The organism is Sporocytophaga sp., assembly GCF_017745095.1.
Taxonomy (GTDB): Bacteria; Bacteroidota; Bacteroidia; order Cytophagales; family Cytophagaceae; genus Sporocytophaga.
In genome coordinates this window covers 1-24,833 of sequence record NZ_JAGHZZ010000037.1, presented here as the reverse complement: position 1 = coordinate 24,833, position 24,833 = coordinate 1, and the positions used below count along the sequence as shown (strand labels likewise).

The following is a 24,833-nucleotide window of genomic DNA, read 5'->3' as shown; positions in this document are numbered from 1 at the left end:
AGCTGTCCTAATAATGGGAAGGTTACATAATGGTATGCGTATATGGCTTAAGAAGTTTAACGTTGTACTCTATTCGATAAGTTGAAGCTAATAAATGGCCCCAAACGATCCGGTACTAATTCAACCCAAGCATGCACATATACAAGCTGTAGTAGTTTATTCTTCCATAATTTTATTAATCTTTGGCTGTATTATCCATATACCGATTGGATAAAACCAAATCATAAAAAATTCGCCAGCAAAATCCGAAAAACTCACCGCTCGCTGTAATTCAACAGTCTTAAAGGTTTTTGCTACGAAATACAATGAATAAAATATACAGAACATTGATAACAAATGAAGTGGCACCATAATACCAATAATGCTAAGAATAAATATAACGTTGGGTTTGCTCACATTTTCTGCCATTCCACTAACTACTCCGCCCATCGATATTGAGATTAAGAGAATGTAAATCATCGGGATAAAAAATAAGATTCTAAATTTTCTCACTTTCATTTTAACATTATCAGGCACTTTTTTTTGCAGTCCAATTGCCACTGACCAAAACCAACCAAAGAACACTCCCATAAATATTATCATCATTATAGGGAAAAATTTCATATAGTTAAACATAAGGAAAGGATCAGGATTGCCTCCTCCAGCTATGTTTCCGAACATAATTCCCATTATCACAAATTGAAATATCATGGGTATTCCAAAAGTCAATAAGAATAATTGCCAATGTTTAGCTTTTAAAAATCTATTCATCTTACTACTGTTATTTAATTTTAATTTTAATTAATGTATTACTGGTAACTTGTTTATATATGCACTATGTACTTTATTTTCCACTTATACGTACCAATTTCCAAAACAAGCATTTTAATTAGTTAGTAATTTAAAATAAAAAATCCGTCACTTTAAGTAAAAGCGGCGGATTTTGATGCAAAGATATGGTTATAGTCTATAGAGACCAAAGCCCCCATGACTTCTATAATGATTCAGAAAAACATTGTGATTGAATCACCTAAGGCATACTAGTTAATTGAAATAAGAACTCCGACTTTTTCCAATACCGGAGTTCTTAATTTTATTTCAGGATTACCTTCTCTCTTCTGGTGAGGCCGTCTTTCTCAAATGTAACTACATATAAGCCTCTTGGTAGATCGGAAACATTAAAGACATTATCTCCTTCAACGACAAATAATTGTCCAAGTTGACTAATAAATGTAATCTTACCTTCATGACCTTTCAGATGAATGTCAGTAGTACAAGGATTCGCCAAGGTTTATTATTTTCTACTTTCGTATTATTCGTTCCTGCTACGACGCATTCATTAAGTTCAACAGTTGATGACCATGAATAATAATCTGGTGATTTGAATATAACTGAACTATAATACTTCTGTGTCCCATTTACAACCAATTCATATTTCATTTTTTCCAGATCGGTAATTTCTATGCTGTCACTTTTTATAAAATTCCCAACAGCAAGACACGTCACCTCTGAGAAAACTAAAGAGTCGTTGAAATTGGCAAGAATAATTTCTTCTTCATCATCAACTCTATAATCTATCTTAGAATAAATGCGCCAGCTTGGACAGATTGGCTGAAGATACCTTCTGTACAAAGTAATTTTATCACAATCTGTTATGTATTCAAAACATCTGGCAGCTGGTTGCCCATAGCCCTGGATGACATATAGGCTTCCATTCAAATGGATATTCTGAATTACCGGAATATTTATCAGATTAATTTCATGAGTCAAATCATCCGCTGGGAGTATATCATTCACAGGAATATTGATATTTTCCAGCCAATCAACTCGATCTTGTTTCAGGTAATAATGTATGATCAGTGTATTTTTGATAAATTCAGCTTCATAGGTATAACTATAATTTCCTTGAAGGCTTTCAGGAAGGTTGAGGTTCGCACTAAGGTTTCTGCACAGAAATGAGCCTTCAAAAACATTTTTATTTTCCCCAGGTGGACAGTTCTGTAGATTTGCATTTCCGATCCTTGTCAATTCGGTTAGTGGAGGACATGGGGCATTTACACAATAGACAATTTGAGTGTCTGCATGGAACATTGTAAAGTCGCGCGGCGAAAGATTGCCTAAGACAAGACTATCTGTTACAACCCTTGTTCCCACAGCATTGCAAGTAACATCACGAGGCTTTATTACATCTTTAAAATTAACCAAAAGACTGTCGTCGATAATTTTTACAAACGGCGTTGGATAAACATCAGCAATGGGGCAAATATCTTCTAGTCTCTTTCTGTAGATGATTACCTCCTGGCAATCAGATTTTGATGAATAGCACGGTCTGAATGGCCAGCCAATAGTTAACTGAGTTAATTTCAACTGGCCGTCAACGTAAATATTATGGCTTACATTCCATTTAACGTCGGCAGCAGTAAGCTGTGTTGAAGAAGAAAAGTATATATTTAAATCTGTACTAATTTGCTTCAATACTTCAGTCTCTGCGCTTTGCAGATGATACTTAATTTCTAAGTACTGAGACGTGTCACTTTTTAGTACTTCTACTTTATAAGAATATTTCCCTTGAAATTCCTGGGGAATCTGATAAGTTGTGGAAAGTGTACCACACAATACAGATCCATTAAAACTATTCAGAACAATAGAACTAGGAAAAACTTTGTAACTTAAAAAAAACAGCAGGATTGTGAGTATAATTTGTTCATAGCAATAAAAATTTAGGTTTAAAGTACTATATATCAGTCAGGAGAATAAGGTAACCTTTCTATTTATTATTATAAGGTTAGTATGATCTTCTAAAAAAAATAGGACAAAATAATCTTCACTTGCAAAAAAATATCATTGACAATTTCAGTTCACTTTATTGATATTTATGTCTCCATCACTAAAATCACAATCAATTTTAACTAGGTTGCCTAAGAGTAATAACGGCAGGTTAAAGTCATCAATCTTCATCGGTCGTACAGGTCTTGCTATTAAATCGTATTGATTTTTCTTATCGCTTCGATGGACATCTTGGAAATCATATGCAAAAAATCCTTTTTCGGCATATCCAATCCAATCAGCGAAGTTTCCTTTTTCAGAAGTCACAACTATTGCGGACGTTGTCTTTGGTGATGATTCAATCCTTCGTCCTAAGTCCATATAATTCTCAAATGTCAATTTCACGTTATTGGGTATTGGAGCATTCAGTATCGCTGTGAATATCCCAAGTTGTCCTTTGTTATCAACTGCTAACCAGTCCAACTCCTGAGAGTAAGCTCCATCCCTCATTATCTCGTCCCAAGTTTCTCTATTCATTTTTAAAATTGTCTATGTGATACTCAATGTTGACGTGGCATTTCTTCTCATGTTCAAGAACTGATTATAGCCTTGTACTATAGGGACTTTTTCTTTTTTTCATCATTTATTTTCACATTCACCAAAGCAATTGCTCCACCTATTGCACCTATTAAAACTAACTTATCTACTCCTGTCCAATATGCAATTAGTCCAGCAGGTATTCCACCAATCATTCCACCTAAGATCACCCAAACTACATATTCAAAACTATTTCGTTTTGTTGCATTTAATGCTTTCTGATTCTCAGTCTTGAAGTCAAAATTAGCTTCAATCAAAAAGAGTTTATAGTTATCAATAAAAGTCTCCCACAATTTTTCTTCTTTTAATGTAATCACTTGTCCGATTGCATCAATATGAAAGTCTGCAGTAATTTCTTGTCCTTTAATTTCAATGTAAATTTCAGACTTCCAATTCAAAGAATTAAACGTCCAGAAATTAGAAATAATAGATCCACGTTTAATTATTAATTTATTTTCTTTGTGGTCACTGACATTGAAACCTGACTTTTTAAAGTAATCAATGGTCTTTTCAGTCACATCTTTGCTATCAGAAACACTTATCTTTAAATACTTTTTTATTGTAGTCATTTTTTTACTCAATGGTTCTTCAATAGCCTCTATGACAAAGGGGAGATTTTCTATACGATTTTAAATATCCCAAAAGCAATCATCTTAAGCCAAAAGCAAAAAAGCCTTGCAACAATTAAGTTACAAGGCTTTTAATACTCTCTTGTGATTCCGTTTGGATTCGAACCAAAGACCTACTGCTTAGAAGGCAGTTGCTCTATCCAGCTGAGCTACGGAACCCATTCAATGGAACAAAGCAGTCTTTTATCACAGCTCTTTCCTAAGAAAGAAATAAGTCGGGGTGGCAAGATTCGAACTTGCGACCTCCTGGTCCCAAACCAGGCGCGATAACCGGGCTACGCTACACCCCGAAACTTTAAAGAACTTTTGCAATCTTTTTATGGGTTTTGCCTCCCATGAATTTATTTGTTTAAAAAAGGTGCTTCCTCCTACTTAAACAATATAGCCTGCAACACATTGTATTGCAGGCTATATATAAGATCTCTTGTGATCCCGTTTGGATTCGAACCAAAGACCTACTGCTTAGAAGGCAGTTGCTCTATCCAGCTGAGCTACGGGACCCGTTCAATTGAACAAAGCAGTCTTTTAATCACAGCTCTTTCCTAAGAAAGAATGAAGTCGGGGTGGCAAGATTCGAACTTGCGACCTCCTGGTCCCAAACCAGGCGCGATAACCGGGCTACGCTACACCCCGAAACTTTAAAGAACTTTTGCAATCTTTTTATGGGTTTTGCCTCCCATACTTTTCCTTAGAAATCCAGCGGAGAGGGGGGGATTCGAACCCCCGGTACGGTTTGACCCGTACGACGGTTTAGCAAACCGCTCCTTTCGGCCTCTCAGGCACCTCTCCCTTTTTCAAAAAAGCGATGCAAAGATAACGGAATTCATTTTAATTGTGCAACTATTTCCTAAAAATAATTGGAATATTTTCCAACATTTTCATTACGCATCTATACAGCAATACTTTATACTTCTCACACGATCTTCTTTACTTATATTTATTTAATTAATTGTTCAAAAAAGCCTATTTTTCCACCTGTTAATCTCAAATTTTGTTCTAAACAAATGATCTGGAGTAAACCCATCGGTATTCTTGAATATACACTTATCGGAATTTTTCTCCTGTTTTATCTCATGTATTTTATCAGGATGATACTTGTTTCATCCAAAGTAAGAAGCAACATGAGAAGATCTTTCTATAAATTCTTTCTTCGCTCTGCATATTTCGGAGCTTTCATTATAGCTTTCCTTGGACCTTCTTTCGGTGATACCAAAAAGGAAATTAAAACTACAAGAAAAGATATCTTCTTTGTTCTTGATATTTCAGGCTCTATGAATAGCAATGATGTCCTGCCTTCCAGAATTGAAAAAGCCCAAAAGGAACTTTCACACATTGCAGACAGGCTAAACTCTGCCCGAATCGGACTGATTACTTTTTCTTCAAACGCAAATCTTATCTGCCCCCTCACCTACGACAAAGACGCTTTTAAAATGTTCATTCAGTCCATTACGAATCAGCAAGTAAACGGCACCTCTAACATGAGCCCTGGCTTACAACTTGCAATGGAAAAGCTTTCTTCTCCTAAAACGCAAATTCATGATGTAGGAAAGTTTGTCTTCCTTATTTCGGATGGGGAAAATTTTGGAGAAGATCCGGACAAAGTGTTAAAAGTATTCAGACAAAAGAAAATAACTTTAATGACTGTCGGTATAGGTACCACTTCCGGAGGTACTATTCCTGAAACTTATGGACCTAAAAAAGACAAAGAAGGTCAGGAAATAATTACTTCACTACGATCTGCCGAATTGAAAAAACTTGCTTCATTAACTGGAGGAACTTATTTCGAAACAAATGACAACAGGAATGATCTGGCTTACCTTTCAGACCGGATAAACCAAATTGAAGGTGTTACCACCGGATATCAGAAAGTAGATGCCACAGCAAATAAATACTTTTATTTTCTCCTTTTTGGTTTATTTCTTATACTTCTGGACGTTTTAATCACTGTTAAAACTATTAGTTTATGAGACTGATACTTCTCACCAATATATTTTTTGCGATCTGGAGCTTTCTAAACAGGTTTTCAGAGATCAATAATTATATTGATTCGGCTGAGCAAAATTTTCAAAAGGGCGAATATGAGCTAGCAATAAAGGATTATACAATCCTCATCAATAAATATAAAATCAAGGATGAGGACATTCTATTAAACCTCGCACACAGTTATTATAACATCCAAGATACTTCTAACTCAAAAAAAATATACCACAACCTGTTAAATTCTGAGGACAGTATTACAAGATCTATCGCGCATCAACAACTAGCCAATGTCTTCTGGATGACTGGCAAAAAAAACAAAGCCATTTACCATTACACCGAATCGCTTAAAGCAAATACGTCCAATGAAACCGCTAGAATTAACTTTGAGCTGATTCAGAAATTAATAAAACTTGAAGAGCAATATCAGACTGGTGTTCGATATAAAAAAGAGAAACAAGCCTCAAATCAGGGAAACACCGGCAAAGCATCAAACAAAACTCAGACCGGAAGCGGGAATTCTATCAATCAATCAGGAAGCAAAGGAGACAATAATGCTGAAAGGACTGCTTCTGAAGAAAGCGGGGAATATCAGGGAAGTCAATCTGATCCGGAAAATGAGAAAAATGAACTGAGAAACCAAAAAAACGGTAATAAGGAGAATGAAGACTTAATTACCAACAAATTGAAAGCTGCGAACTTAAGTCTTCAAAGAGCAAGGGCAATCCTTGATGCAATGAAGCAAAATGAAATTCAGTACCTTCAGCAAAAACATATCGCCAAACCTGAAGAGGAAGAGGATTTGCCCAACTGGTAGCAAGATAATCAGTAGTTCATAACAAAGTTTAACCGAATTGTATTTAGAGCGTACAAGCTACCGTTGAATCTAAACCTAACACCAGATTATGAAAGAAGTTTATATCATATCCGCAGTAAGAACACCAATTGGCAGCTTTGGCGGCTCATTAGCGAATTTTTCAGCTACCCAGCTAGGAAGTATTGCCATTAAGGGCGTTTTGGAAAAATCAAAAATCAAGCCTTCAGATGTAGAAGAAGTAATCATGGGCAATGTCCTTACCGCAAACCTAGGGCAGGCTCCTGCTCGTCAGGCAGCAATCTTTGCCGGACTACCCACTTCTGTTGTATGTACAACTATCAACAAAGTTTGCGCTTCTGGTATGAAAGCTGTGATGCTGGGTGCTCAATCCATAATGCTTGGCAATGCCGATATAGTTATTGCCGGAGGTATGGAGAGTATGTCAAATGTACCTTACTATGCAGACAGAGCAAGATTTGGAATCCGCCTCGGCCACAGCACTATGACAGACGGAATCATTAAAGATGGTTTGTGGGATGTCTACAAAGATTATCACATGGGTAATGCCGCTGAAAATACGGCCAGACAAATGAATATTACACGTGAGATGCAGGATAACTTTGCCATTGAAAGTTACAAAAGAGCTGCAGAAGCCGTGAAATCAGGAGCATTCAAGGAAGAAATAATTCCTGTGAAAATAGAACAGAGAGGCAAAGAACCTTTGGTAGTATCAGAAGATGAAGAATATACAAAAGTAAACTTTGAAAAAATACCAGGTCTGAAACCCGTGTTTGACAAAGAAGGAAGCGTTACTGCAGCAAATGCCAGCACGCTTAACGATGGAGCCTCTGCCCTGCTTCTGATGAGCAAAGAAAAAGCTGAAAGCCTTGGTATCAAACCTATTGCTTCAATTATAGGATTTGCAGATGCAGAACAAGATCCTGAATGGTTTACAACAACTCCCTCCCTTGCTATACCAAAGGCAATCAAGCTTGCTGGTATTTCAGCTTCAGAGGTAGACTACTATGAAATCAATGAAGCTTTTTCTGTTGTATCAATTGCCAACAATATTAAACTTGGGTTGGATCCATCAAAAGTGAATATTTATGGAGGTGCTGTAGCATTAGGACATCCTATTGGTTGTTCCGGAGCCAGAATCATTACTACATTAACAAGCGTGTTGAACAATAAAAATGGAGCTATCGGAGTTAGTGGTATTTGCAATGGAGGTGGGGGAGCCTCAGCTTTAGTTATCCGAAAAAATTAAAACACGACTGAATTTTAATAGAATCTATAAGTATACGTTCTGTTTAAAACTTTTCTTACTATGTCCTTTTTATTCAGAAATACAATACTTCTGCTTATGCTATCGGCATCGATTCCAGCTTTATGCCAAAGTCAGAAGTTGATCTCTACATATTATCCGAAATATGATAGTGCGGGAATGAAAATTCCAGTCAGAGAACAATATTATGTAAATGAAGAAGACACGACAGTAAAAAACGGAACTTATACTTTATTTTCACCCGAAGGCGATATACTAATAAAGTCAACTTACAAAGATAATCTCCTTGACGGGCCATATGCAGAATTCTATGAAAATGATAGTCCGAAGGTAAAAGCCACATACTCCAACGGAAAAAAGATCGGAGAACAAGTGAATTACTCTATCCAGGGAAATCTTTTATCAAAAGAAGTCTACGAAAAGACTTTAACTTCCGACCTTCAACTTTATAAAAAATATGCTCCTTCCGGGAAACTTACAGGAGAAGGCTTCGTCAAAAATGGCCTGTATGACAGCACACTTACCGAATACTATGAAAATGGAGCTGTAAAAACCAAAATGGCATTCAGAGAGGGCAAAAGAAAAGGACCTTTTTCTGTATTCGACCCAAAGGGTACTCTTTTACAGAAGGGATTTTATGAAAACGACAGCCTCGACGGAATGATCACGTCTTATTTCAATAGCGGAAAAATTAAGAGTACTGCTATGTATAAGAAAGGATCGGTAGATGGAATCGTCGAAGAATATTATCAATCAGGCAAAGTTCGCTCTGAGATAACCTATCAGGACAATAAGAAAAATGGATCAGCAAAAACCTTTTTCGAAAATGGAAACCCGGAAACAGAAGAAAACTACAAAGGAGGATTTCCCTCTGGCTACTTCAAAACTTATTACCCTGAAGGTGGAATAGAAACAGAATCATTTAAAGATGGTAACAAAAACCAGATCAAATTTAAAAGATACAGCAAAACAGGCACAATTATTTCAGAAGGCACTATGGTAAATGGCCAGCCTGAAGGAACCATCAATTCATTCTATGATAATGGCACTCCTAAAAGTGTATTTAATTACAAGACAGGAATTAAAACCGGAAAAAATATCTCCTACCATGAAAATGGCAATATTGCAGAAGAAAGCCTTATTAAAAGCAACGAAGAAGGTGTTATACAAAACACCAGATTATATAACAAAGAAGGTAAACTGATTGAGCAACAGAGTTACATTACCAAATCTGAAAAAACATCTAACGGTAAACGTAATTCAGAGAAAAACAAAAGCATTACCGGGGATCTTGACAAGATTAAAACCGGCGAATGGATTTCATATTGGGATAATGGCAAACTTAAATCAAAAGAAATTTATATCAATGGTGCTATTCATGGAGAATGTTTAGTCTATGATTCTGATGAACACTTGATTGAAAAACAATACTATTCCAACGGTATAAAAACAGGTGTATGGCAGACCTTTTACCCTTCAGGAAAAGTAAAAAGCCAAACTACCTATAAAAACAACACCCCATACGGCAATCATAAAAACTTTTATGAAAACGGTCAGGTCGAATATACAGGAAGCTATATAAATGGTAAGAAGACAGGCTCCTGGAACTATTATAATGCTGAAGGTAAACAGGTTCGAAGCGAACAATATAAAAATGACATAAAAGTTTCCGAAAAAATTCATAAGTAAATTACTAAAAATAACCTTGTGTCGTCATAAGGTTATTTTTTTTTATATTTTTGCGTTCCTGAAATATAGCATGAACGCAATAAAAGAAACCAACTTCTCCTTTCCCGGACAGACGGCATTTTACAGGGGAAAAGTAAGAGATGTCTATTCATTTGCAGATAAAATTGTAATGGTAGCATCAGACAGAATATCAGCATTTGATGTGGTACTCCCAGAGCCCATCCCCTACAAAGGACAGGTACTTAATCAAATAGCATCTATTTTCCTTAAAGCAACTTCTGATATAGTACCCAACTGGGTTAAATCTGTTCCGGATCCATCTGTGACAATTGGAATCAAATGCTCTACATATCCTGTTGAAATGGTAATCAGAGGTTATCTTGCCGGTCATGCCTGGAGGGAATATAAAGCAGGAAAAAGAACTCTTTGTGGAGTAACTCTTCCCGAAGGACTTAAGGAAAACGATCCTCTTCCTTCACCTATTATAACCCCAACTACTAAAGCAAGCGAAGGTCACGACGAAGATATTTCCAGAGAAGAAATATTAAAACAAGGACTTGTCTCTGAAGCTGATTATATTGTTCTTGAAAAATATACCAGAGCTTTATTTCAAAGAGGTACAGAAATCGCAAAAACGAGAGGTCTAATATTAGTAGATACTAAGTATGAATTTGGACATGCCGATGGAAAAATTTATCTTATTGATGAGGTGCACACACCTGATTCTTCAAGATATTTTTATGCAGAGGGTTACGAAGAAAGACAGAAAAAGGGTGAAGTTCAAAAGCAGTTATCTAAAGAATTTGTAAGACAATGGCTTATTGAAAATGGATTTCAAGGTAAGGAAGGACAAAAAATTCCACAAATGACACCTGAAATAGTGAAAAATATATCAGAAAGGTACATTGAACTTTTTGAAAAAGTAACGGGAGAAAATTTCAAAAAGCCCGATTCTACTGAAAATATTCAGGAAAGAATAAAGAAAAACATACTTAATGCAATAAATGCTAGTAATTGATTTTTAAAAGATTTTTTATAAATTTATATACCTAAGGGGAATTATATGAAATATACGATTGAAAAAACAGAGAAATACAGTCTTGTTCAACTTCACGAAGAAAAACTGACTTCTGCTACTGCACCTGAGTTAAAATCAGAATTAGTAAAATTAAATGCAGAAGGTTCAAAAAACATCATTCTTGATATGAATGACGTGAAATATGTCGATTCTTCAGGACTAAGCTCTATTCTTGTTGGAAATCGCCTTTGCGATAACGAGCAAGGAATGTTTGTTTTGACCGGAATAAGCGATCATGTAATGAAACTGATTAAAATCTCCCATCTTGATAACATTCTGAATCTAATCCCAACAGTAGAAGAGTCTGTTGATGCGATATTCATGAACGAACTGGAGAAAAATCTTAGGGCAGAAAATAAAGAAGAATAACCGCATTGCCTTTTGAGATTAAAATACTAGGCTCTAATTCAGCCACTCCTGTGTTCAACAGGCACCATTCTTCGCAATTACTTACAATCAACAACCAGCTATTTCTTATTGATTGTGGAGAAGGGACACAACTCCAGCTGATCAAATACAAGATCAGATTTACGAAGATAAACTACATATTCATATCTCACCTGCACGGAGATCATTATCTGGGTCTCGTTGGCTTGTTGAGTACCATGCATTTAAACGGGAGGACAAAAGACTTATACCTTTTCGGTCCTCCCGGGCTGGATGAAATCATTACAATCCAGCTGAAATATTCAGAGACTTTCCTAAACTTTAAAATCATTTTTACCGAACTGGACACAACGGCTCAAAAAGTCATTCTGGATTTGGATAACCTGACGATAGAGACCATACCTCTGATACACAGAATAAAATGCTGTGGTTTTCTTATTAAAGAAAAGCCCAAAAAAAGAAAAATTGATAAAACCAAAATTCCTGACCATTTAACTCCTCTCCAGATAATTGCTTTAAAAGAAGGAGAAGATGTAGTGGACAAAGAAGGACATTTATTAAAAAGCGAACAATATACCTTCCCTGCCAGAAAAAGCAGAAGCTATGCATATTGTTCTGATACAGCATACAATCCAGCCATGTTCGGACAAATCGAAGGTGTGGATATGTTATACCACGAGGCTACCTTTCTTCATGACATGGAAAGCCGAGCAAAAGAGACCTACCATACTACTGCTTTTCAGGCGGCCTGGACTGCCAGGGAAGTCAAAGCTAAAACTTTATTGTTAGGCCATTTTTCTGCAAGATATAAGGATATAGAACCACATCTGGCAGAAGCAAAAACCTTATTCCTAAATTCCTTTTTGGCCGAAGAAGGACTGGAATTTACAATAGATGATGATCCGCTATGAAAAATACGATTTCCGGAAAAAAGATGAATCTGTTCATCTTCCTGACAGGAATTTTCCTAGTTAATGCACTTACTGCTGAAATCATCGGGCCTAAGATATTTTCACTGGAAGCACTCCTAGGCTTCAAACCAGCTCAGATTCCTTTTTGGAATAATATAAAACTTGATTTTAATCTGACAGCTGGTGCCATCATTTGGCCTGTAGTATTTATAACTACAGACATTATCAATGAATATTTCGGAAAAGATGGAGTAAAGAAAATCAGTTACCTCGCTGCAGCTCTTATCGCCTATGGATTTGGCGTCATCTACCTTGCTACCGACCTTCCTCCTGCTGAGTTTTGGATTAAAATCAACAATACAGACCATTCAGGAACTGCATTTAATATTGATTATGCATACGGAAAAATTTTCAGACAAGGCTTTGGTATTATGATTGGCTCTATTCTAGCCTTCCTGATTAGCCAACTTCTGGATGCATATGTATTTCATACCATTAAAAATAAAACCGGAGGTAAAGGAATCTGGCTAAGAGCAACACTTTCAACGCTTGTGTCCCAACTTATTGATAGCTTCCTGGTACTTTATATAGCCTTTTATATCTTCGGAGGAGAGTCACAGTGGTCCTTGTCCCAGGTCTTTTCCGTTGGAATTATTAACTATATCTATAAATTCAGCGTGGCAGTAATCCTCACTCCACTCCTATATGTTGCCCATTATCTGATAGACATATACCTTAAAAATTCTAAATCAGAAAATGCATTTGCTCTGGACTAAAGACTAGTTCCGTTTCACATTATCCAGAATAACTGCACTTGCCACCGCTACATTTAAAGATTCTGCTCCACCAAATCGAGGTATTGTAATTTTATCTGTTACAAAACTTTCCAAGTCCATATTTATCCCGGAAGCTTCATTCCCCAGCAATATAGCACCTGTATCAGGGAAACTCACTTTATGAATATTTTCTCCATTGAGAAATGCACCAAAAACTTTTACTCCAGCGAGATTCAATTCTTTAAGATATATCTTTAAATCACAGTAATGCATATTTACCCGAATAAAAGAGCCTTTGGTGGCCGAAATAACTTTAGGATTATAATGCTCTGCACACTGTTCACTGCAAATGATCTTTGAAATCCCATACCAGTCTGCTATCCGAATTAATGTACCAAGATTTCCCGGATCCCTTACTTCATCAAGTATAAGAACAAATTCTCCTTTATTCACCTTCAATGCTTGTTCCTCTTTCATTCTCACAACAGCCAATGCCGCATTATTACTTTCCAATGTACCGACTTCAGTCAGTTCTTTCTCATCAGTATATTCAAAAGTGACTGAAGAGGATTTTATGAGGGCTTCATTTTCTTCGAAAAATTGGGAAGTAATGAAAAGATGGACAATTTTAAAGTCTGACCCTAATAATTCCTTAACATTTATAGCACCTTCAACCAAAAACATTTGGTGCAGTTTACGGTATTTCTTAATTTGTAAAGATTTGATAAGTTTTTGTTTATTTCTGGAAATCATACCCAGTGTCGAATTTTAAGTCAATATATTATATTTTATTCATAGGAAGTACGCTTTTTTTTACCTTCGCCTGCTCACCAACAAAGCAACTTAAAGAAAACGAGTACCTTCTATACAGACAGACCATTAAGGGTAACAGAAAAATTCCTTATGATGATCTCTCTGTATATTATAAACAGACACCTAACAGGAAATTTTTAGGAACAACTCCGTATGTAGCTATATACTATCTGGGTAAAAGAAATTATGATTCACTGAAAACAGCCAATAAAAGAGATTCTATTGCAAAAAAATATGATCAGAAAATAGAAGCTGCTAAAAAACCTAAAAAGCGCCGAAGACTTGAGGACCGGAAAGAGAAGCGTCTCGAGGTTTTAAATAAAAATCTTAAAGATGGTAATTGGCTCATGAGAGTTCCAGGAGAGAAACCAGTTATTTACGATTCTGCCCAGATGTATTTGACTGAAAAACAAATGAGATATTATCTTCATTCTCAGGGTTATTTTCTTTCGGATGTAACGTCTGATGCAGATACTTCCGGTAAAAAAATTTCTGTAACTTACAAAATTCATGAAGGAGATTACTACAAGATAAAATCCATTAAATATTCAATTAAGGATAAAAAGATAGATAGTCTGGTCATGGCTAATCTTAAGGATTCTCCATTAAAAGTCAACAACAGATATAAAGAAAGCGATGTCTCAGATGAAAGGGAAAGACTAACAAAATTACTTAAGGATAAGGGGTATTTCGATTTCAGCCGACAATATATATTCTTTAAATTGGATAGCACTATTGGCAACAAATGGATAACCATGGAAATCTTGATTCAAAACCCATCAGGTCAGGATTCCCATAATCAGTATACTATCTCCCAGATTTATTTTAACACAGACCTCTCTCCCAGGAAAGAGAAAACAAGAGACACGCTGGAATATAGAGGAATTCATTATATATTCTATGACAAGCGTTTTTCCAAAAAGCTATTAAACTCCAAACTGAGTTTTCACCCAGGTGATCTTTACAACCAGAGTAAAATTCAGATAACTCAAAGGCAACTTGGGAGTATGGATATGTATAGGTTTGTCAATATAAATTTTGAAAAAAATAAAGATTCGGCTCAAACTCTTACTGCTTTTATTAACACCAGCCCTTTGCAAAAATATCAATTAACACAGGAATATGGTGTAAATGTGGGACAGGCATTAGTTCCTGGCCCATTTGGAAATATTACAATTAGAGCAAGGAATTTCTTAAAAGGGTATGAAGTTTATGAGACTTCCTTTAGGTATGCTATTGATGGACAATATGGATTTTCAGACACAACAGGAGTTTTCAGAACCCAAGAATATGGGGTCAACACGAGTGTTGCATTTCCTCAGATATTCATTCCGACACAATTAAGGTTTAAATTCAAAGAATATGCCCCAAGAACAAAACTTCTTACCGGGTATAATTTTGTAATGCGCCCCGAATATACAAGACAAACTATCAGAGGAGCTTTGACCTATAGCTGGATGCCTAGTATTTTTAAACAATACAATGTTTCTCCTATTGATATTAATATAATCAATTCTGTAAAGAGTACAAACTTCACCAATTACCTTGCTAAGCTAGACAGTTCTGGAAACAAATTAAGTGTCAGCTTCAGGCCTGCTTTTGTAACAAGCTTCAATGCCTATTTCGTCTATAATAACAGTGAATTTGGCAAGATCAAAAAATCAAAATATTTTAAGCCTTTTGTTGAAATCGGAGGATTAATCCCGGCTCTGTTAAGGCAGACCGACTCTACACTCTTTGGATTGCAGTACTTTGAATTTATACGTCTAAATTCCGACTTGAGATTTTATCGTCCTGTAGGCAAAACTAACGTAATTGCTACGCGAATAAACGCGGGCATTGCCCGGCCTTTTGGAAATTCAGCTAAAAATGGAAATTTTGTTTTACCATATGAAAAATACTTCTTTGCTGGAGGAAGTAATAGTATCAGAGCTTGGAGACCTCGTAGACTTGGCCCCGGCTCGTGGAAAGATCCTATAAACGGTTACAAATTTGAACAACCAGGAGAAATTTTACTTGAAGCAAGTTTAGAATACCGGTTTAATATTTTCAGCTTCTTTGATGGAGCTGTATTTGCTGATGCCGGAAACACCTGGACATTTAATTATGACGAAACCAGACCTGGAAGTCAGTTTAAACTTGACTCTTTTTACAAACAAATTGCCTTAGGCATAGGCTATGGAATAAGACTCAACTTTTCCTTCCTGATACTCAGATTTGATATCGGATCCAAAATTTATGATCCGGGAGAACCTCAAGGAAAAAGATTTGTAGCACCGAAACTAATAAAATATCCGCCATTTGGAATTTCAAACCAGACAGCTCTTAATATTGGTATTGGCTATCCATTCTAGCATCGAATAAAACTTCTTACTCTTGACACTAATCAAATTTTAAAAGAAATTGCATAGATATATGCAGGATAAATGATTATTTCCAAAATCTGCAATAAACTACATTAATGAATAGAATAGAGATAGAAAGCTTCTTCAAAGGTTTGCAAGACAGGATTACTAAAGCATTGGAAAAATGTGACGGAAAAGCCTCCTTTGAAGAAGATAATTGGACAAGAGCTGAAGGTGGAGGAGGCAGAAGCAGAGTAATTCAAAATGGTAATGTCTTTGCCAAGGGCGGAGTTAATTTTTCAGCAGTGTGGGGACCTGCGCCTGAGAAAATTACCAAAGCCCTGCAAGTAAACGGCAATGAGTTCTATGCTACAGGAGTTTCTATAGTAATCCATCCTCAATCTCCTATGGTACCGATTATTCATATGAATGTTAGGTACTTTGAGATGAATGATGGCACTTGGTGGTTTGGAGGAGGGATAGATCTTACCCCTCATTATATTAACTCTGAAGATGCAGTTTATTTTCACCAAAATCTTAAAGAGGTTTGCGACCGCTACCATTCTTCATATTACCCTCAATTTAAAGAGTGGGCAGACAACTATTTTTTCATTCCTCACAGAAATGAAACCAGAGGTATAGGAGGCATTTTTTTTGATCGCCTTTCAGAAGATCGGGAAAAAGGAATTTCAAAAGAGGACAGATTTTCATTTGTAAAAGATGTTGGTAATCTTTTTGCCCCCCTTTATATAGAAATAGTAAACAGGAATAAAGAAAAGCCATTCTCTGAAGCTGAGAAAAAATGGCAAAGCCTGAGACGTAGCAGATACGTAGAGTTTAACCTTGTTTATGACAAAGGAACCAAATTTGGCCTCGACACCAATGGACGCACAGAATCAATACTCATGAGTATGCCGCCATCTGCCAATTGGGAATACAACTACTCAGCACCCGAAGGAAGCAGAGAAGCTGAAACAACTTCTCTACTTAAAAAAGGTATCAATTGGGCAAATATTAATCAATAAATGCTGGAAACATTAGACAAGTGGGATAAAGCTTTAATGCTTTACCTCAATGCCCTTCATTATCCCGCGCTTGACGGTACAATGATTTTCCTTTCAGCCAAAGCAGTCTGGATACCATTGTATTTACTTATTATCGGAATAATAATTAAGATCTACAGAAAAAAATCCGTAGTAGTTATTTTAGTCATTATTTCACTAATCGGCGCATCGGATTTCATTACTTCCTCCATAATAAAACCTCTTGCCAAAAGGGAAAGACCGTGCCATGACACGGAAATTAACTCAAAGCTTTATATACCGATTGGTTGCGGGGGAGCATATGGATTTGTCTCATCCCACTCTGCCAATACATTTGCTTTGGCAACAATTCTATTGCTTATTTCCAGAAAAAAAGTCTGGTGCCTCCTCTATTTATGGGCATTTTCAGTTGCTTACAGTCGTATCTACCTGGGGGTTCATTACCCTGGAGATATTATTTGCGGCGCTTTAATCGGCATTATACTTGCCTTTGTATTTTACCTGATTTATAAAAACCTGGATACAAAAGCGGCGATTCAACGACTACAATAAATTGAGTCTTCCCATAAATTCATCTTTATAAGAAGCACCAATAGGTATTTGCTTATTATTGATGAGTATGAAAAGGTTTTCTATAGCCTCTATTTTATCTGTATTAACAATATAAGATCTGTGAACCCTTGCGAAGTTTTCTTTAGGCAATCTTGCCTGAAAGCCTTTCATAGTGGAATGCACGATATATTTATTGTTATTTGAAGTAAAGATCATGATATAATCAGCCAAAGCTTCAATATACAGGATATCCGTTAGGTTGATTTTCACAAACCTTTGTTCACTTCGAACATAAAGTTCATTTCTATTGGTAAGACGAATTTGTTGCATTTCCAGCATCTCTTTCACCTTTCCAACGGCAATAAGAAACCTTGCATAAGTAAGTGGCTTAAGTAAATAATCCACTACTTTATATTCAAATGCTTCTGCAGCATGATCTCTCTTTGAAGTAATAAGCACAACCAACGGAGGATCATCAAGCGATTTGATAAGTTCATACCCAGACATCTCCGGCATTTCCACATCCAGGAAAAGAATATCTACTTTTGTTTTACTCAAAACATTCGCAGCTTCAATTCCACTAGTGCAAACACCAACGAGCTTTAAGGAATCCGTTTGCTGAACGAAATGCTGAACCATATTTCTGGACATTTCTTCATCATCGACAATTAAGCAATCCATTAGTTCTTGGGAATTTGTGTTATAACTTTAATTATGATTAATTTAAAACTAAGAAAACCTGTCTGCAAGTATTTTCTGAATATATTTTCCTAAAATATCAAATTCCAGATTTACTATCGTCCCTTTTTCAACAAATTTAATATTCGTATGTTCGTAAGTATAAGGAATTATAGCTACGGAAAAAGAATTTTTGCCTGCATTTACAACGGTTAAACTTATCCCATTTACACAAATAGAACCTTTTTCAACCACGATTCCATTTTTTGAAGGGTCAAATTCAAATGTAAACACCCAACTTCCATTACTATTGACAACTTCTCTGCAAATACCTGTCTGATCTACGTGGCCCTGAACCACATGACCGTCAAAACGGCCAGAGGCAGGCATTGCCCTTTCCAGATTTACAAAATCCCCTTGCTTAAGAGTTCCCAGATTAGTTTTATTCAAGGTTTCCTCAATAGCTGTTACGTCAAAAGTATTATCTTGTCTATTGACATTCGTGACGGTAAGACAAACTCCGTTATGAGAGACACTTTCGTCAGGTCTTAGCTCATTTGCGAAAGAAGCTTCAATTTTGAACCTGAGATTTCCTTGTAAGGCTTCTACGGAAATAACCCGTCCCAACGTTTCAATAATTCCAGTAAACATATAAAAATTATTTTCCTCTGCCCTGAATCATAATGAGAACAGTATAAAGTATAATTCTGAAATCCATTGCCAGGGACATATTTTCAATGTACAAAATATCATACTTAAGTCTCTTAACCATTTGATCCACATTTTCGGCATAGCCGAATTTCACCTGTCCCAGAGATGTAATTCCCGGACGTACTCTGTGCAGGTGAATGTAATGAGGTGCATGCTTTACAATTTGGTCAATAAAATAATGTCTTTCCGGCCTTGGCCCTACTAAAGACATTTCTCCTATCAACACATTAAAAAATTGGGGAAATTCATCTATCCTGGTTTTCCTCATAAATTTCCCCCAAGGAGTAATTCTTACATCATCTGAAGAAGACAAAGCTGGCCCCATCATTTCAGAATTTACATACATACTTCTGAATTTAATAATCTTAAAAGGCTTCCCGTCTTTACCAATCCTTTCCTGCAAATAAAATATTGGCCCTTTAGATGTGTATTTTGTCATAAGAGAAATAAACAATAAAAAAGGAAAGCCTAAGGTCAACACCATAATTGCTGCCACAACATCGACACCCCTCTTCACAATTTTCTGCCATAAAGGAATAAGATCCTGATTGATCTCAATTAGCGGAACTCCAAAAACCTGATGTATTTTAACAGAACCTAATAACAAATGATATACATCCGGAATAATGCTTATTCTGATTTTTTTACCTGTTAATAGACCCAAAATTTCAGAAATTCTATCATGTTCATTAGGCTCTACAGCAATAATCACATGTTCTATTTTATTTTCGGAAATAATGGAAGCGAGATTTGTATAGCTTCCCAAGTGATCCAACTCCTGTTCCATTTCCTTCCCATTCTCTTGATGAACTCTTACAAAACCGACTACATCAATACCAATTATAGATGCATTTTTCTGTATTTCAAGAAGTATATCTTTAGCCCTCTTGTCTGAACCAATAATAATACCTTTAAAACTTAGTTTTTTATTTTTTATAAGTTTTTTTATTCTTGAAATTAAAGCAACTCTAAAAATAGTGGTGAGCGTAAACTGAGTTAAGAAGTATGAAACAAAAGTTTTATAATAAGCCGTATACCGGTTAACGCCTGCGTCATCAAGAAATAGAATAAAAAAAACTAAAACACAACCCAGAAATGTAGTGGTAAGCAAAAGCATAACTTCTTTTACCCTTGACTTCTGATATATATCTCTGTAGAATCCAAAAAAAGCATAAAATACAACCCAATAGGTACCAATAACCAATGAGTTTCTGATCAATAACATACTGAATTGTCGGCCATTTTCTTCCAATATGTATTTTCTCAAAAAGAAAAAAAACAACCATGCTATTACAGCGGCTAAAAAATCTAACGTAACATAGCTAAAGATATGGTATTTTTTTTTCAACTTTAAAAAGCCTTTTATTTTACAAACTATTTTAAATTCCTGAATATTGTTCTTCTTTTTAAAGTAAGCGGAGTAAAAAAATATTCTCTTTGGAATAATTTACTCAAAAATATAGTTTTTTTTATAAAGGTTAAAATATAAAATTATAAGTGTTTAATCATGGAGGATAATTATAAAACGCAAGGGCTAAGAAGGCAATTGATTAAAAAACTGAAAGACAAAGGAATAAACAATGAGGACGTATTAAAAGCTATTGAAAAAGTACCTCGCCATTTTTTCTTTGAGAAAGCTTTTCTCGAACATGCATACGAAGATAAGGCATTTCCTATAGGAGAAGGACAAACTATTTCCCAACCCTATACGGTAGCTTTTCAAACTTCACTTCTTGAAATAAAAAAAGGAGATAAAGTCCTTGAAATAGGCACAGGATCAGGATATCAAAGCAGTATACTTTTAGAACTAGGCGCAAAGCTTTATACAATTGAGTACCTCAAACCTCTATATGAAAGAGCTAAAGCTTTTTTACATTCCCAGAAATATAAAGTGAATGTATTTTGCGGCGATGGAACACTGGGTTTACCGCAGTTTGCTCCTTACAACAAAATCCTGGTAACTGCCGGTGCTCCTCATGTACCTGAGAAACTTGTTGAACAGCTCGCTCCGGGTGGAATACTTGTGATTCCCGTAGGTGACGAAGATACTCAACACATGATCAAGATCATTAAAACTTCAGATAATCAAATAAAACAGGAACAACATGGTATTTTCCGCTTTGTTCCTTTGACCGGAAAAGACGGTTGGTAATCAAAACATTTATCAAACTTGAAAAAATTCGCCTCTGAATCTCTGGTAACCATGACAGAATTGGTTTTACCTAACGATACAAATCCCCTTCACAATCTGATGGGAGGAAAAATGATGCACTGGATGGATATTGTATCTGCCATTAGTGCACAAAAGCATTCCAACAGCGTGGTTGTAACTGCCTCTGTTGACAATGTCTCATTTTCCAGTCCGATAAAACTTGGGAACGTAGTGACATTAACGGCTAAGGTCACCAGATCATTTTCAACTTCTATGGAGGTACATATAGAAGTTTGGGCAGAAGATATACCTTCTGGAACTAAAATAAAAAGCAATGAGGCCTTTTTTACTTTTGTAGCAATGGATGGCAATGGTAATCCGAAGAGAGTTCCGGAACTTGTCCCTGAAACTGAGAATGAAAAGAATTTTTATGAAAGTGCTATGAGAAGACGAGAACTGAGACTAGTTCTGGCCGGCAGATTAAAAGCACAAGATGCTACGGAGCTTCGCTCGCTTTTCAAAGAATAATAAAACTAAACAGAGGATGTTCTGATTGAACCCCTCTGTTTTTTTATCTGGATTTAATTCTGAAATCAGGCTCCTCTAATGATTCTCAGGAGAAATGCCACAACGGCCAATACTAAAAGTACATGAATGATCCCTCCTACTGCGTCTCCGAATCCGAGAAAGCCTATTAACCACAAAACAACAAGAACCACAGCGATGATATATAAGAGATTTCCCATAAATTTTATATGTTATTATTTGAAATAAATAGACATATTTTATTAACCTCTCAATAAAAAAAAATGTTATGAAGAGCTGTATCTCCATAACATTTTAAATAACATTGGTAATTATCTTTTACTTTACCAGCCTAGTATCCAAGCAAATATAAGAGGTGCAACTATTGTAGCATCAGACTCAACTATAAATTTCGGAGTTGTAATATCCAGTTTCCCCCAAGTGATTTTTTCATTCGGCACTGCACCTGAATAAGAACCATAGCTAGTTGTTGAGTCAGAAATCTGACAGAAATAACTCCAGAAAGGAATATTTTCCATTTCCATATCCTGATATAGCATTGGAACAACACAAATAGGAAAATCTCCTGCAATCCCTCCACCTATCTGAAAGAAACCAACTCCTTTGCCTGAAGAATTTTTCACATACCAATCAGACAGCCACATCATATATTCAATGCCTGATTTCATTGTAGTAGCTTTGAATTCACCTTTTATGCAATAAGATGCGAAAATATTTCCCATCGTTGAATCCTCCCATCCCGGCACAATTATCGGAAGATTTTTTTCAGCAGCAGCCAGCATCCAGCTGTCCTTTGGATCAATTTCATAATATTGCTCCAATTCTCCAGATAACAATATTTTATACATAAACTCATGTGGAAAATAGCGCTCACCCTTATCGTTCGCATCTTTCCAGATGTTATAAATATGTTTTTGAAGTCTTCTGAATGCTTCTTCTTCAGGAATACAGGTATCCGTAACCCTGTTGTAATGATTCTCAAGCAAATCCCACTCATCCTGTGGACTTAAATCTCTGTAATGAGGTACCCTTTTATATGAATTGTGCGCAACCAGATTCATTATATCTTCTTCCAGGTTAGCACCAGTACAAGAAATTATCTGAACCTTATCATTTCTAATCATTTCTGCCAGAGATTTTCCTAATTCCGCGGTACTCATCGCACCAGCCAGAGTAATCATCATCTTCCCGCCTTCCAACAGGTGAGTTTCATAACCTTTGGCTGCATCTACTAGAGCTGCCGAATTGAAGTGCAGGTAATGCTTTTCAATAAATTGAGAGATAGGACCTTTCATTTAATTTTTTAATTATGCTCGTTATTATTTTCTTTTTCTAGAATTTTGCGCAAAGATAACCATTCGTTTCTCCTTTAAAAAGAAACTTGGTGATAGGTTATTCACTTCAGGTCATTTTTGAGTAAATTGGTGCATGAGTCTTAATAATTATCAACTTAATCCGGAAGCTGTTCAGAACTTATTCAACGACTTTGTTTATATTATTCCGGAAAAATCCTCCGACCTGGTCATTAAAAAATCTTCAGATTTACCGTCTTCTCCTTCAATTCCAAAAATAAATCAAGAACACGTTGAGGTAAAAAAAGAAGAAACAAAACCACTTAAAGAAATCAAAAAAGATGACTCATTTAATTTAAAAGAATTAAAGAAAGAACTTACATCATCAAAGATTTCCAAAAGAGCCATCATCATTATCAAAGAAGAAGATGCCACTAACGAATTAAAAACGTTTCTTTTCAAAATTCTTCAGGCTGTCAAACTTTCTGAATCTGAAATACATTTACACGTTCTTTCCGGTGGCAATTCGGTTGATCTTAATGTGGTTTTAAAAGATTATTCAACACCAAATGTGCTTGCGTTCGGACCTCAGTTTTCGCCTGAACACAGCGCAGAACTCAATAAGGAAACAGTATTTTCAAAAGACACAAAGCTATTCCAGACTTTTAGCCTGAAAGAACTAATTACTGATACTGATAAGAAAAAAATACTATGGGGAAACCTTCAGCTAATCTTTCCTAGCAAATAATTACAGATTACTAGACTCTTCAAAATAAAAAAGGCTGTTTGTAAAAACAGCCTTTTTTATTTTTCTTTTCTATACTAATTAACGCTTAAGTAGAACAGACCCTTGTTTAACATGAGGCACTTTGTACTTACCAGAACCCTCATAAGTAACTGTCCATGGATATACTCCCTGCTCCATTATTTTATCCAGATAGAAACCATCCCATGGCTTTTCTAAATCATTGCTTTGAAAGATGATCTCACCCCATCTGTTAAAGATTGTGATATTGAAGTTTTCAATGTGGTGACCAAATATCTGATAAACATCATCCTTACCATCACCATCTGGAGTAAAGACGTTCGGGAAGAAAACTTCAGGAGCACATTCTTCAATAACTTTTACATCTTTTTGAACACTACAAGTCGTCAATGAATTTGTTAAAGTCAACTGATAAATTCCCGGAGCTGTAACAGGTAAAGTTTTTGAAACTATGTTACCTGGCATCCAAACATAAGTGTCGCCACCAGTACCTTTTCCTTCTATTGTGAACGAAGGATCTGTTAAAGGACAGAAGGTAAATTCTGAAGGCATATTAATTACTGGAAGTTTATTTATACTAACCTTTACAGTATAAACCGGAGAGAAGCAACCGTTCTCATTACCTTGTAAATAATAAGTTCCTTCAGATACTGATTTAGGATCAGGAATAACACTAGTCCCTAATTGATCACTCCAATAAGTAATAATTAAATTTGAAGAACCTCCACTTATAACTCCAGGAGCAGTTAAATCTACTAACTCAGGTTCACATGCCATTAAATTACCTTTCACTGTAAATACTGGAACTGGATTAACAGTCACTGTTACAGGCTGAATATCTGAACAAGTTCCTAAATCACCTTTAATATAGTATGTTCCTGCTCCTACTGATGCTGGGGTTGCTACCACTGTCGTTGCTGCTGCATCACTGAAGTAGCTGAATGTTAAACCTGCCGTTGATCCTGTTGTCACAGAAGCAAGGGTTAAGTTTCCTGTATTTGGAGAACATACTGCGATCGGATTGGTTACTACTGTTGCACTTGG

Annotated in this window: 26 protein-coding genes and 5 tRNA genes; 14 read left to right on the top strand and 17 right to left on the bottom strand. The window is 35.9% G+C overall.

Annotated features, from left to right (window positions below; genetic code table 11):
- Positions 1–156: 156 nt before the first annotated feature.
- The 10 genes from J7604_RS25525 to J7604_RS25480 all read right to left on the bottom strand — a co-directional run bounded on the left by J7604_RS25525 (position 157) and on the right by J7604_RS25480 (position 4,760).
- On the bottom strand, positions 157–750 hold the full coding sequence (locus J7604_RS25525) for a hypothetical protein (RefSeq protein WP_293902898.1): 594 nt from the start codon (positions 748–750) through the stop codon (positions 157–159).
- 322 nt (positions 751–1,072) lie between these two features.
- Positions 1,073–1,267, bottom strand: a complete 195-nt coding sequence (locus J7604_RS25520; protein WP_293902896.1) for a T9SS type A sorting domain-containing protein — start codon at positions 1,265–1,267, stop codon at positions 1,073–1,075.
- A complete protein-coding gene (locus tag J7604_RS25515; protein ID WP_293902893.1) occupies positions 1,234–2,595 on the bottom strand; it encodes a hypothetical protein in 1,362 nt (453 codons plus the stop codon). Before J7604_RS25515 ends, J7604_RS25520 begins: the two co-directional genes overlap by 34 nt.
- Positions 2,596–2,832: 237 nt before the next feature.
- Complete coding sequence (locus tag J7604_RS25510; protein WP_293902890.1) at positions 2,833–3,282, bottom strand: hypothetical protein; 450 nt, start codon at positions 3,280–3,282, stop codon at positions 2,833–2,835.
- Between the two features lie 77 nt (positions 3,283–3,359).
- The gene (locus tag J7604_RS25505) at positions 3,360–3,911 is read right to left on the bottom strand and encodes a hypothetical protein (RefSeq protein WP_293902887.1); all 552 of its coding nucleotides are present in this window, start codon (positions 3,909–3,911) and stop codon (positions 3,360–3,362) included.
- 145 nt (positions 3,912–4,056) lie between these two features.
- Positions 4,057–4,130, bottom strand: a tRNA-Arg gene (locus J7604_RS25500).
- 56 nt (positions 4,131–4,186) lie between these two features.
- Positions 4,187–4,261 (bottom strand) — tRNA-Pro (locus J7604_RS25495).
- A gap of 137 nt (positions 4,262–4,398) precedes the next feature.
- Positions 4,399–4,472, bottom strand: a tRNA-Arg gene (locus tag J7604_RS25490).
- Positions 4,473–4,529: 57 nt separating this feature from the next.
- A tRNA-Pro gene (locus tag J7604_RS25485) sits at positions 4,530–4,604 on the bottom strand.
- A 67-nt stretch (positions 4,605–4,671) separates the two neighbouring features.
- A tRNA-Ser gene (locus J7604_RS25480) sits at positions 4,672–4,760 on the bottom strand.
- 215 nt (positions 4,761–4,975) lie between these two features.
- Here J7604_RS25480 and J7604_RS25475 point away from each other — a divergent pair.
- The 8 genes from J7604_RS25475 to J7604_RS25440 all read left to right on the top strand — a co-directional run bounded on the left by J7604_RS25475 (position 4,976) and on the right by J7604_RS25440 (position 12,891).
- A complete protein-coding gene (locus J7604_RS25475; RefSeq protein ID WP_293902884.1) occupies positions 4,976–5,938 on the top strand; it encodes a VWA domain-containing protein in 963 nt (320 codons plus the stop codon).
- Positions 5,935–6,765 carry a hypothetical protein gene (locus J7604_RS25470; protein WP_293902881.1) on the top strand — a complete coding sequence of 277 codons (831 nt, stop codon included), beginning with the start codon at positions 5,935–5,937 and terminating at the stop codon, positions 6,763–6,765. Before J7604_RS25475 ends, J7604_RS25470 begins: the two co-directional genes overlap by 4 nt.
- A gap of 88 nt (positions 6,766–6,853) precedes the next feature.
- Entirely contained in the window at positions 6,854–8,032 is a 1,179-nt protein-coding gene (locus tag J7604_RS25465; RefSeq protein ID WP_293902878.1) for an acetyl-CoA C-acyltransferase, read from the top strand.
- A 60-nt stretch (positions 8,033–8,092) separates the two neighbouring features.
- Positions 8,093–9,739, top strand: a complete 1,647-nt coding sequence (locus J7604_RS25460; protein ID WP_293902875.1) for a toxin-antitoxin system YwqK family antitoxin — start codon at positions 8,093–8,095, stop codon at positions 9,737–9,739.
- Between the two features lie 70 nt (positions 9,740–9,809).
- Positions 9,810–10,757: a phosphoribosylaminoimidazolesuccinocarboxamide synthase gene (locus J7604_RS25455; protein WP_293902872.1), complete on the top strand. Its 948-nt coding sequence runs from the start codon at positions 9,810–9,812 to the stop codon at positions 10,755–10,757.
- A gap of 45 nt (positions 10,758–10,802) precedes the next feature.
- Entirely contained in the window at positions 10,803–11,186 is a 384-nt protein-coding gene (locus J7604_RS25450) for an STAS domain-containing protein (RefSeq protein WP_028980209.1), read from the top strand.
- A gap of 5 nt (positions 11,187–11,191) precedes the next feature.
- On the top strand, positions 11,192–12,115 hold the full coding sequence (locus tag J7604_RS25445) for a ribonuclease Z (RefSeq protein WP_293902868.1): 924 nt from the start codon (positions 11,192–11,194) through the stop codon (positions 12,113–12,115).
- Positions 12,112–12,891, top strand: a complete 780-nt coding sequence (locus J7604_RS25440) for a queuosine precursor transporter (RefSeq protein WP_293902865.1) — start codon at positions 12,112–12,114, stop codon at positions 12,889–12,891. Before J7604_RS25445 ends, J7604_RS25440 begins: the two co-directional genes overlap by 4 nt.
- 3 nt (positions 12,892–12,894) lie before the next feature.
- Here the strand turns inward: J7604_RS25440 and J7604_RS25435 are convergent, their stop codons facing one another.
- Positions 12,895–13,575 carry an RNA methyltransferase gene (locus tag J7604_RS25435; RefSeq protein ID WP_367113615.1) on the bottom strand — a complete coding sequence of 227 codons (681 nt, stop codon included), beginning with the start codon at positions 13,573–13,575 and terminating at the stop codon, positions 12,895–12,897.
- A 74-nt stretch (positions 13,576–13,649) separates the two neighbouring features.
- On the opposite strand from J7604_RS25435, the gene J7604_RS25430 reads away from it, so the two are divergent.
- The 3 genes from J7604_RS25430 (at position 13,650) to J7604_RS25420 (ending at position 17,644) form a co-directional block, all read left to right on the top strand.
- Entirely contained in the window at positions 13,650–16,058 is a 2,409-nt protein-coding gene (locus J7604_RS25430; protein WP_293902860.1) for a BamA/TamA family outer membrane protein, read from the top strand.
- A 107-nt stretch (positions 16,059–16,165) separates the two neighbouring features.
- On the top strand, positions 16,166–17,074 hold the full coding sequence (gene hemF, locus J7604_RS25425) for an oxygen-dependent coproporphyrinogen oxidase (RefSeq protein WP_293902857.1): 909 nt from the start codon (positions 16,166–16,168) through the stop codon (positions 17,072–17,074).
- Entirely contained in the window at positions 17,075–17,644 is a 570-nt protein-coding gene (locus tag J7604_RS25420) for a phosphatase PAP2 family protein (RefSeq protein ID WP_293902854.1), read from the top strand.
- On the opposite strand, the gene J7604_RS25415 is transcribed toward J7604_RS25420, so the two are convergent.
- From J7604_RS25415 to J7604_RS25405, 3 genes are read right to left on the bottom strand one after another with little or no spacing between them, the layout of a single operon-like run.
- Positions 17,636–18,325: a LytTR family DNA-binding domain-containing protein gene (locus J7604_RS25415; protein ID WP_293902851.1), complete on the bottom strand. Its 690-nt coding sequence runs from the start codon at positions 18,323–18,325 to the stop codon at positions 17,636–17,638. The two genes, J7604_RS25420 and J7604_RS25415, sit on opposite strands and share 9 nt — an antisense overlap.
- Before the next feature lie 48 nt (positions 18,326–18,373).
- The gene (locus J7604_RS25410; RefSeq protein WP_293902848.1) at positions 18,374–18,973 is read right to left on the bottom strand and encodes a riboflavin synthase; all 600 of its coding nucleotides are present in this window, start codon (positions 18,971–18,973) and stop codon (positions 18,374–18,376) included.
- 7 nt (positions 18,974–18,980) lie between these two features.
- Entirely contained in the window at positions 18,981–20,381 is a 1,401-nt protein-coding gene (locus J7604_RS25405) for a sugar transferase (protein WP_293902845.1), read from the bottom strand.
- 159 nt (positions 20,382–20,540) lie between these two features.
- Between J7604_RS25405 and J7604_RS25400 the strand changes: the two genes are divergently transcribed.
- Positions 20,541–21,185, top strand: coding sequence for a protein-L-isoaspartate(D-aspartate) O-methyltransferase (locus tag J7604_RS25400; RefSeq protein ID WP_293902842.1), 645 nt, complete (start codon positions 20,541–20,543; stop codon positions 21,183–21,185).
- 51 nt (positions 21,186–21,236) lie between these two features.
- A complete protein-coding gene (locus J7604_RS25395; RefSeq protein ID WP_293902900.1) occupies positions 21,237–21,713 on the top strand; it encodes an acyl-CoA thioesterase in 477 nt (158 codons plus the stop codon).
- A 65-nt stretch (positions 21,714–21,778) separates the two neighbouring features.
- On the opposite strand, the gene J7604_RS25390 is transcribed toward J7604_RS25395, so the two are convergent.
- Positions 21,779–21,931, bottom strand: a complete 153-nt coding sequence (locus J7604_RS25390) for a lmo0937 family membrane protein (protein WP_156027023.1) — start codon at positions 21,929–21,931, stop codon at positions 21,779–21,781.
- 123 nt (positions 21,932–22,054) lie between these two features.
- A complete protein-coding gene (locus J7604_RS25385) occupies positions 22,055–23,026 on the bottom strand; it encodes a deoxyhypusine synthase family protein (protein ID WP_293902837.1) in 972 nt (323 codons plus the stop codon).
- A gap of 133 nt (positions 23,027–23,159) precedes the next feature.
- On the opposite strand from J7604_RS25385, the gene J7604_RS25380 reads away from it, so the two are divergent.
- A complete protein-coding gene (locus tag J7604_RS25380) occupies positions 23,160–23,771 on the top strand; it encodes a hypothetical protein (protein ID WP_293902834.1) in 612 nt (203 codons plus the stop codon).
- A gap of 78 nt (positions 23,772–23,849) precedes the next feature.
- Here the strand turns inward: J7604_RS25380 and J7604_RS25375 are convergent.
- The coding region (locus J7604_RS25375) for a gliding motility-associated C-terminal domain-containing protein (RefSeq protein WP_293902831.1) at positions 23,850–24,833 on the bottom strand (984 nt) is incomplete at its 5' end.

Bases quoted from the DNA above. Each gene is read 5' to 3' on its own strand.
- J7604_RS25525 (WP_293902898.1), bottom strand. From the start codon at position 750: ATGAATAGATTTTTAAAAGCTAAACATTGGCAATTATTCTTATTGACT.
- J7604_RS25510 (WP_293902890.1), bottom strand. From the start codon at position 3,282: ATGAATAGAGAAACTTGGGACGAGATAATGAGGGATGGAGCTTACTCT.
- J7604_RS25505 (WP_293902887.1), bottom strand. From the start codon at position 3,911: ATGACTACAATAAAAAAGTATTTAAAGATAAGTGTTTCTGATAGCAAA.
- J7604_RS25475 (WP_293902884.1), top strand. From the start codon at position 4,976: ATGATCTGGAGTAAACCCATCGGTATTCTTGAATATACACTTATCGGA.
- J7604_RS25470 (WP_293902881.1), top strand. From the start codon at position 5,935: ATGAGACTGATACTTCTCACCAATATATTTTTTGCGATCTGGAGCTTT.
- J7604_RS25465 (WP_293902878.1), top strand. From the start codon at position 6,854: ATGAAAGAAGTTTATATCATATCCGCAGTAAGAACACCAATTGGCAGC.
- J7604_RS25460 (WP_293902875.1), top strand. From the start codon at position 8,093: ATGTCCTTTTTATTCAGAAATACAATACTTCTGCTTATGCTATCGGCA.
- J7604_RS25455 (WP_293902872.1), top strand. From the start codon at position 9,810: ATGAACGCAATAAAAGAAACCAACTTCTCCTTTCCCGGACAGACGGCA.
- J7604_RS25450 (WP_028980209.1), top strand. From the start codon at position 10,803: ATGAAATATACGATTGAAAAAACAGAGAAATACAGTCTTGTTCAACTT.
- J7604_RS25440 (WP_293902865.1), top strand. From the start codon at position 12,112: ATGAAAAATACGATTTCCGGAAAAAAGATGAATCTGTTCATCTTCCTG.
- J7604_RS25435 (WP_367113615.1), bottom strand. From the start codon at position 13,575: ATGTTTTTGGTTGAAGGTGCTATAAATGTTAAGGAATTATTAGGGTCA.
- hemF (WP_293902857.1), top strand. From the start codon at position 16,166: ATGAATAGAATAGAGATAGAAAGCTTCTTCAAAGGTTTGCAAGACAGG.
- J7604_RS25420 (WP_293902854.1), top strand. From the start codon at position 17,075: ATGCTGGAAACATTAGACAAGTGGGATAAAGCTTTAATGCTTTACCTC.
- J7604_RS25415 (WP_293902851.1), bottom strand. From the start codon at position 18,325: ATGGATTGCTTAATTGTCGATGATGAAGAAATGTCCAGAAATATGGTT.
- J7604_RS25410 (WP_293902848.1), bottom strand. From the start codon at position 18,973: ATGTTTACTGGAATTATTGAAACGTTGGGACGGGTTATTTCCGTAGAA.
- J7604_RS25400 (WP_293902842.1), top strand. From the start codon at position 20,541: ATGGAGGATAATTATAAAACGCAAGGGCTAAGAAGGCAATTGATTAAA.
- J7604_RS25395 (WP_293902900.1), top strand. From the start codon at position 21,237: ATGACAGAATTGGTTTTACCTAACGATACAAATCCCCTTCACAATCTG.
- J7604_RS25390 (WP_156027023.1), bottom strand. From the start codon at position 21,931: ATGGGAAATCTCTTATATATCATCGCTGTGGTTCTTGTTGTTTTGTGG.
- J7604_RS25385 (WP_293902837.1), bottom strand. From the start codon at position 23,026: ATGAAAGGTCCTATCTCTCAATTTATTGAAAAGCATTACCTGCACTTC.
- J7604_RS25380 (WP_293902834.1), top strand. From the start codon at position 23,160: ATGAGTCTTAATAATTATCAACTTAATCCGGAAGCTGTTCAGAACTTA.